The following is a 7,504-nucleotide window of genomic DNA, read 5'->3' as shown; positions in this document are numbered from 1 at the left end:
TCGCTCGCGCTCCATTCCGCGCCGAGCGCGCGGTGATTCATGACGCGGTCGGAAAACAGCACCCACGAGCCGTAGGTCTGTTCGTAGATCGTGAAGAACACGAGGCAGAACGCGATGAACGCGAGCACGACGAACATTTGCTCGCGCTCGACCTTCGTGCAGCGCGTGAACATGAACCAGAGGATGCCGCCGAGCAGGCACAGGCCGATGAGGTGCATGCCGAGCAGCACCGGGCTCGGCTCGAACCAGCCCGGGATGATCGCGAGAAATAGCGAGTGCGCCTGGATCAGGCCCCAGATGACGAAGAGTCCCGCGATCGAACCGAGGTAGATGAGGTGCTCGCGCGTGAGCGGGCCGAGCACGCGCGCACGCAGGCGTGCGGGGTCGGGTGGCTCGGCGTGGCCGAGCAGGTACTTCTGGCCGTAGAGGAAGTTCGCGAGGCCGGCGAGCATGCCGACGCCGGCGGCCCCGAAGCCCCAGCCCCAGCCGTAGGTTTCGCCGAGCCAGCCGCAGAGGATGCCGGAGAACGTGCCGCCGAGGTTGATGCCCGCGTAGAACAGCGTGAAGCCGGATTCGCGGCGCGGGTCGTTGTCGCCGTAGAGCTTGCCGACGATGGTCGAGATGTTCGGCTTGAGGAAGCCGACGCCGAGGATGATCAGCGCGAGCGAGAAATAGAACACCTGCAGCGCGTGCGCGTCGCGCACGACGACGCCGTTCACGCTCGATGCGGGATGGCCTTCGATCGCCATGCCGAGATGGCCGAGCACGAGCAGGATGCCGCCGAAGACGACCGCCTTGCGCATGCCGAGCCAGCGGTCGGCGAGCAGGCCGCCGATCACCGGGGTCGCGTAGACGAGGCCGCCGTAGGCGCCGACGAGGTTGTAGCCGTGGTCGTCGGTGAACAGGTGGTACTTGACCAGGTACAGCAGCAGCAACGCCTTCATGCCGTAGAACGAGAAGCGCTCCCACATCTCGGTGAGGAAACAGATGTAGAGGCCTTTCGGATGGCCGAGCAAGTCGGCCGGGCGTTCGTTCGGCAGGGCGGCGACGGACATGCGGATTCCCACGGAAGCGTCGCGCGAGTATAGCCAGCCGTTCCTGTCGGCACGCTCGCATGCGCGCTCGGCGCGCCGGCCGCGACGCGGGCGCGAGGCATTGCGGCGCCATGCCGGGGAGACTACGGTGACTTCGCCGCCGTCCGGCGGCGCGCCGCAGGAGGTCTGCATGATCCGCTTCGGTACGCTCGTGCTCGCGTGCACCCTGGTTCCCGCCGCCGCCGCGCGCGGCGAGGCGCCGATTCCACAGGCCTACGGCACCTTGCAAGGGCTGTTCAAGTCGATGCAAGGCCATCGCGTGCAGGTCACGGGTGGGCGCGACGCACTGGAGATGACGGTCGACACGGTCGGCGCGGATCTCTTCTGCGGGCGATCGACGCGCGGCAGCTTCTGCCTGCCCTACGCGTCGGTGCTGTTCGTCGAGCTGGTCAAGCCCGACCTCGACCGGGTCCACGTGCGCGCGGACGCGTCGCCCGCGCGCTGACCAGGGCGGGATCGAGCCGCCGATGGGGCTGCCGTGATGACCACCGCGCGTGCGTCGAGGTCATGCACGGTCACGGTCCGTCGAAGCCTCCGAAGAACACGTGCTCGCGCATGCGTTCGGCGTCGATGCACGCGACATGGTCGGGCTGGCCGCAGTCGCGCAGCAGGGCGAGGTCGGCCTGCAGCGCCGCGCGCTGCGCTTCGCGCGCGCCGTTGCGCGGATCGACCGACTGAAGCTGGAGCGGATCCGCGACGAGGTCGTAGTGCTCGCTGCCGGCAGCGGTCGGATCGACGAGCCAGTCGTTGCGCCAGTCGACGAACAGCTGCATGCCGGTGTCCTCGTCGTCGCCGCTCGCAGTGCGCACGCCGAGGAAGTCGAGCCAGCTCACCGGCGACGGCGCGGCATCGCGGAAGTGCTCGACGAGGAACCTGCGCCGCCACGCGGGGGGATGGTCCTGCGCGAACAGCGGTTCGAGGCTGCGACCGTCGGCAACGGTCGGCAGCACGACGCCCGCGAGTGCAGCGAGCGTCGGCGCAAGATCGTTGTTGAGCACGAGCGCGGCGCGATGCGCGCCCGTGGCCACGCCCGGGCCGCGCAGCAGCAGCGGCACGCGGATCGACTCCTCGTAGGCGAGCACCTTCCCGACGACGCGGTGCTCGCCGTAGAGCCAGCCGTTGTCGGAGGTGAAGATGACGTAGGCGTCGTCCCAGCGACCGGCCGCGACGAGGCGCGCGCGGACCGTCGCGAACAGCGCGTCGACCGCGCGCAGCGCCTCGAGGCGATGCCGGAACTGGCGATTCAGCGTCGATACCTGCGTCGTGTCGAGGCTCGCGTATTCCTGCGCGAACCACGCCGGCTTGTCGCCGACGTCGGCCTCGTCGAACGACGGCTTGCTCACGTCCAGGTTCACGTAAGGCGGCAGCGAACCCGCATGGCGCGGCGCGGGGCGCACGTCCCACGCCGACGGATGCGCGGCCGGCAGGCAGAGTTCGTAATGCGGCGCGAGCGGGCTTGCGACGAGGAACAGCGGCGCCGACGTCGCGGCGACCGCATCGATGAATGCGCCGGCACGCTGCGCGATCACGTCGGTCTGGTAGTCCGCGTCGGCGCTGCCGTAGGTGACGAGCGCGCCGCGGTCGTTCACCGTGTAGTTGTACATGCAATACGCGCCGGCGTAGCCGGGCGAGCCGTTGAGTTCGCCGTAGTCGGGGAGGCCCTGCCAGTCGCTCCAGCCTGCAGGCACGTAGCGCATCCGGCATTCGGCGCTCGTGCAATCGGGATGGTTGCGCGGCGTCGTGTAACCGTAACCGTTGAGGAACTTGCCGACGAGGCCGGTGCGGTAGCCGGCCGCCTCGAGCGCGGTCGCGATGGAGCGGCTGTCGTCGAACGCACCGAACGAGCCATCGGGGCCGAACTGGCCGCGTCGCACGCCATGGTTGTGCGGATACTGGCCGGTCATGAAAGTCGCGCGCGAGGGGCAGCACAGCGAATCGGTCACGAACGATTCGTCGAAGCGCAAGCCTCCGTCGACCATCGCGGCTTCGATCGCAGGCAGCAGGTCGAGCGCGAGCGCGGTGTCGAACGTCGGCTCGTCGAGGTCGTCGGCCATGAGCACGACGATGTCGGGCCCGGTGTCGGCGGCGCGCGCATGCAGCAGCCACAGGGCCGCGAGGGCGAATGCACAGGCGAGCAGCGCCTTGATGAGCATGTTTCGCGAGATTCTCGATGGCGCCTGGGACGCCGCCGGATGCCATCCGCGCCAGCGTCCGCGTGGTGCGGGCAAGGGCAGTCACACCCCGTGGGCGACCGGTGATGCGGCACGTTTCGATGCCGCGGTCGCGCACAGGGTGCGCTGAGGCAGGGCGGCGCCCGGGCAGCGAGCCGAGCCGCGCCCTACTTCTTGTCGCGCTGGGCCGGCACGAACACCTCGCGCACGGCCTTGGCGAGCTGGTCGGGCGGCAGCAGGCCCTGGTCGAGCAGGAAGTTGTTGTAGGCCATGCGGTCGAACTTCGCGCCGAGCGTGAGTTCGGTTTCCATGCGCAGCTGCAGGATGCGGCTGTAGCCGTAGAAGTACGCGCCGGCCTGGCCCGGCATGTTGAACGTGTAGCGGTCCAGTTCCTGGCGCGCCATCGGTTCGGACAGCGAGACGTCCTGCATGAGCACCTGGTTCGCGCGCTCGCGGTCGATCAGGCCGAGGTTGAGCATCGGGTCGAGCATTGCACGCGCGGCCCGCAGCAGGCGCAGCTGCAGCGCGATGAGCTGGCCCTCGAGCGGCTCGTACGGAACCATTTCCGCTTCGGCGTACAGCGCCCAGCCTTCGACGTTGACGCTGTTGAACGCGAACAGCGAGCGCGCGAGCGAGACGCCGCGCTCGACCATTGCGGTGAACTGCAGCTCGTGGCCAGGGCGGCCTTCGTGCGCGGCGAGCGTCCAGCCGCCGGCTTCGTAGGTGAAGTCGTCGTACGCGGCGGCCTTGCCGTCCTTGCCCTCCGACGCGGGATTGCCGAGCGGCAGCACGAACTGACCCTGCTGCCCGGTGTTGTCGATGAGCGGCGCAGGCAGGAAATGCGGCGCCGGCTGCGCGGCGGATTCCGCGGGCGAGGCGAGGCGCATGACCATCGGCCGGTTCGGCAGGTCGACCACGCGGTGCGCGGCGATCTGCTTCTCGAGCTCGGGCATCACGGTCTTGCGGTAGTAGTTTTCGATCGACGACTTGTCGAGCTGCTTCTTCTTGAGTTCGCGGATCACCTCGCGGTAGTCCTGCGCGTGCAGGCCCTTCGCCTTCGCGACGAGCGGCGCGAGCTGCTGCATCGCGTTGCGGGTCTCCATGAACTCGAGCTGCGCGCGCTGGATCAGTTCCTGCGGCGTGATGTCGATGCCGACCTGCTTGAGCTGGAATGCGTACAGCTCGGGCGGCAGGCGCGTGTCGCTGCGCGCGGCCGGCAGCACCGTGGTGCGCATCCAGCCCGCGTAGTCCTTCATCTGCTGGTCGAGCGCGGCGAGCGCGGCGTCGCCGCCTTCGATCTTGTACTTGCCGAACAGGTCGTGGATGCCCTTGGCGTAGGTCTCGGCGTTGCGCAGCGCCTGCTCGACCTCGAGCCTGGTCGGCTTGACCAGCGTCCCTTTCGACGCCCGCTCCTCGTAGCGCTGGCGCGCGAGCGTGGTGATCGGCGTCGTATTCGGCGCGAGGCCGACGTACGCCTCGAGGCGCGCGAGCGCGTGCGTGCGCCGCGCGGGCGCGACCTGATCCTGCAGCAGCGCCTGTTCGCCCTGGAACACGAGCTGGCCGACGTCGACGAACGGCACCATGAGCTTCTCGTTGAGCTCGCTGCCTTCGATCTGGCGGTCGGCCGCGCCGATCAGGATGCCGATGTCCTGGCGGACGTTCGGGTTTTCCTCGGTCTTGAGCTCCTTCTCGAGCGTGCCCTTCGCGCCGCGCATCGCCGCGCGCAGGCGCTCGCCGTTGTTCGGGCCCAGATCGGCGACGCGGTCGTCGTAGCCGGGGAGGCCGAAGAACGAGGCGAACTCGGGCGCGAACGCGGCCTGGGCCTGCAACAGCGGTTGCGCGACCTCGTTGCTGCGCTTGACCCACGCCGGCGCCGGACGCACGGGCGAGGCCATCGCGCCCTCGGGCTTGGTCGTGTCGGCAGCGACGAGGTCGGGCGCGGCGAGCGCGAGGCAGGCGAGCGCGCAGGCGCTGGACAGGAGCAGGCGACGCATCGGGATTCTCCTTGGGCGTGTCGGGGGCGCCGGACTCGGCGGCATGGAAGGATCGATGGCGCCCGCGGGCGCGCAGCCGACGACGCTAGCGCGTCCCGCCGCGCGCGGCAATGTGCACTTCGTCATTGCCGCAGTGCAGATGGCCCGGGCGCGGTGCAAGCCGTACCATCGGCGGTCCTTTCGCCGTCCCGGAGAATCCGATGAAGTCCGTCCTCGCCGTGGCGCTTGCCGCGGCCGTCGCCCTCCCCGCCGCCGCGGCCGCGGCATCGCATCCGTTCGACGTGCACGACCTCGTCATGATGGATCGCGTGAGCGATCCGGTGCTGTCGCCGGACGGGTCGAGGGTCGCGTTCGCCGTGCGCGAAACCGATTACGCGGCGAACAAGGGCAGGAACGCCGTCTGGACCGTGCCTTACGCGGGCGGAACGCCGAAGCGCCTCACCGAGCTTGCGCTCAATGCATCGAGCGCGCGCTGGTCGGCCGACGGCAAGGCGCTGTACTTCCTGGCGCCGAAGGACGGCACGAGCCAGCTCTGGCGCATCGACGCGGAGGGCGGCACGCCGCTGCAGGCGACGTCGCTGCCGGTCGACGTCAACAACTTTCGCCTGTCGCCGGACGGCAGGCGCGTGCTGCTCTCGCTCGACGTCTACAACGAGTGCTCGGACGACGCCGATGTCGTCGCCTGCACGCAGAAGAAACTCGACGCGCGCAAGGCCGACAAGGCGAGCGGCACCGTATACGAATCGATCTTCGTGCGCCATTGGGACACCTGGTCCGACGGCCGCCGCTCGCAGCTGTTCGTCGCCACGCTCGGCGCCGACGGCAAACCGGGGGCGCTCGAACTGCTGACCAGGGGCATCGACGGCGACGTGCCGTCGAAGCCGTTCGGTGACGACAGCGAGTACACGTTCTCGCCCGACGGCAAGACCGTGTACTTCGACGCGCGCATCGCAGGAAAAAGCGAGCCGTGGTCGACGAATTTCGACATCTTCTCGGTCGCGGTGGAGGGCGCGCACGCGCCGAAGAACCTCACCGCCGACAATCCCGCATGGGACGGTTACCCGCTGCCGTCCGCGGACGGCAGGACGCTCTACTGGCTCGCGATGAAGCGCGCGGGTTTCGAGGCCGACCGCTTCGGCATCTGGGCGCTCGACCTCGCCAGCGGCGCCAAGCGCGAGGTCGATCCGCAATGGGACCGCTCCGCTTCGGCGCTGAAGGAATCGGCTGACGGCAGGACGCTCTACACCGCGACCGACGACTGGGGTGACCATGCGCTGTTCGCGGTCGACGTCGCGACCGGCAAGGCGAGCAAGCTCGTCGCCGAAGGCACCGTCGCCGGTTTCGACCTCGGCGCGAAGGGCCTCGTGCTCGCGCGCAACGACTTCAAGCGCCCGACCGATCTGTACACCGCGCGCGCGAATGGCAAGGGCCTGCGCGCGATCACGCACTTCAACGCCGACCGCCTCAAGGACATCCGCTTCGGGGACACCGAGTTCTTCACGTTCAAGGGCTACGGCGGCGACACCGTGCAGGGCTACGTGACCAAGCCGGCGGACTACAGGAAGGGCGCGAAGTATCCGGTCGCGTTCATCGTGCACGGCGGCCCGCAGGGCGCGATGACGAACGACTTCCACTATCGCTGGAACCCGCAGACCTACGCAGGCCAGGGCTTCGCGGTCGTCACGATCAACTTCCACGGCTCGACCGGCTACGGCCAGGCGTTCACCGACAGGATCTCCGGCGACTGGGGCGGCGCGCCGCTCGACGACCTCAAGGCCGGCTGGGCCGCGGCGCAGCAGAAGTACCCATTCCTCGACGGCGGCCGCGCCTGCGCGCTCGGCGCGTCGTACGGTGGCTACATGATGTACTGGATGGCCGGCGTGTGGAACGAGCCGTGGAAATGCATCGTCGCGCACGATGGCGTGTTCGACAGCCGCATGATGAGCTACTCGACCGAGGAACTCTGGTTCGACGAGTGGGAGCACGCGGGCAAGACGCAGTACGAGGATCCGGCCGCGTACGAGAAGTTCAACCCGGTCAACCACGTCAAGGACTGGCGCGTGCCGATGCTCGTCGTGCACAGCGACCAGGATTTCCGCATCCCGCTCGAGCAGGGTCTCGCTGCGTTCACCGCGTTGCAGCGGCGCGGCATCCCGAGTCAGTTCCTGCGTTTCCCGGACGAGAACCACTGGGTGCTCAAGCCGCACAACAGCGTGCTCTGGCACGACACCGTGAATGCGTGGCT

The 7,504-nt window shown here is 68.9% G+C and carries 5 protein-coding genes; 2 read left to right on the top strand and 3 right to left on the bottom strand.

All coding sequences use genetic code 11. The features are described from left to right. The coding region (locus VI238_RS07190) for an oligopeptide:H+ symporter (protein ID WP_331649936.1) at positions 1-1,055 on the bottom strand (1,055 nt) is incomplete at its 3' end. A 169-nt stretch (positions 1,056-1,224) separates the two neighbouring features. Here VI238_RS07190 and VI238_RS07185 point away from each other — a divergent pair. Continuing rightward, the gene (locus tag VI238_RS07185; protein ID WP_331649934.1) at positions 1,225-1,539 is read left to right on the top strand and encodes a hypothetical protein; all 315 of its coding nucleotides are present in this window, start codon (positions 1,225-1,227) and stop codon (positions 1,537-1,539) included. 70 nt (positions 1,540-1,609) lie between these two features. On the opposite strand, the gene VI238_RS07180 is transcribed toward VI238_RS07185, so the two are convergent. Beyond that, positions 1,610-3,247 carry a sulfatase gene (locus VI238_RS07180; RefSeq protein WP_331649932.1) on the bottom strand — a complete coding sequence of 546 codons (1,638 nt, stop codon included), beginning with the start codon at positions 3,245-3,247 and terminating at the stop codon, positions 1,610-1,612. Positions 3,248-3,432: 185 nt separating this feature from the next. Then, positions 3,433-5,259 (bottom strand): DUF885 domain-containing protein, encoded by a 1,827-nt coding sequence (locus tag VI238_RS07175; protein WP_331649930.1) that lies wholly within the window; start codon positions 5,257-5,259, stop codon positions 3,433-3,435. A 200-nt stretch (positions 5,260-5,459) separates the two neighbouring features. Here VI238_RS07175 and VI238_RS07170 point away from each other — a divergent pair. Beyond that, positions 5,460-7,504 (top strand): S9 family peptidase (locus VI238_RS07170; protein WP_331649928.1); only part of this gene is annotated, 2,045 nt, incomplete at its 3' end.

Source organism: Dokdonella sp. (assembly GCF_036518555.1).
In the GTDB taxonomy this organism is placed as follows: Bacteria; Pseudomonadota; Gammaproteobacteria; order Xanthomonadales; family Rhodanobacteraceae; genus Dokdonella_A.
This window is presented reverse-complemented; position numbering and strand designations above follow the sequence as displayed.

Bases quoted from the DNA above. Each gene is read 5' to 3' on its own strand.
- VI238_RS07185 (WP_331649934.1), top strand. From the start codon at position 1,225: ATGATCCGCTTCGGTACGCTCGTGCTCGCGTGCACCCTGGTTCCCGCC.
- VI238_RS07180 (WP_331649932.1), bottom strand. From the start codon at position 3,247: ATGCTCATCAAGGCGCTGCTCGCCTGTGCATTCGCCCTCGCGGCCCTG.
- VI238_RS07175 (WP_331649930.1), bottom strand. From the start codon at position 5,259: ATGCGTCGCCTGCTCCTGTCCAGCGCCTGCGCGCTCGCCTGCCTCGCG.